Genomic DNA, 521 nt, shown 5'->3' on the forward strand with positions numbered 1-521 from the left:
TCATGCGCGACGCCCTGCGCGCCACCGGCCGCCCGATCGTCTACAGCATCAACCCCAACAGCTTCCACGCCCCCACCGGCGACACGTACAACTGGGGCGAGGTCGCCGACCTGTGGCGGACGACCGAGGACCTGCTCGACATCTGGCAGAACGGCAACACCAACAGCTACCCGATGGGCGTCGGCAACGTCCTGGACGTCACCGCGCCGCTGGCCGCGCAGTCGGGCCCGGGACACTGGAACGACCCCGACATGCTGGTCGTCGGCCGCCCCGGCCTGTCACTGACCGAGTCACGCTCCCACTTCGCCCTGTGGGCACTGATGGCAGCCCCACTCATGGCCGGCAACGACATCCGCACCATGTCCGCCGACGTCAGCGCGATCCTCCGCAATCCGCGTCTGCTTGCGGTGAACCAGGACCCGCTGGGCGCGGGTGGTCGCAGGGTGCGTGACGACGGAAGCACCGAGGTGTTCGCCAAGCCCCTCGCGGACGGCTCGGTCGCGGTGGGCCTGTTCAACCGG

General features: G+C 69.7%; 1 protein-coding gene. It reads left to right on the plus strand.

Annotated features, from left to right (window positions below; translation table 11 throughout):
• The coding region (locus QNO09_RS39650) for an alpha-galactosidase (RefSeq protein WP_502962423.1) at nt 1-521 on the plus strand (521 nt) is incomplete at both ends.

Origin of the sequence: Streptomyces sp. 378 (genome assembly GCF_030124145.1) — a bacterium.
Taxonomy (GTDB): Bacteria; Actinomycetota; Actinomycetes; order Streptomycetales; family Streptomycetaceae; genus Streptomyces.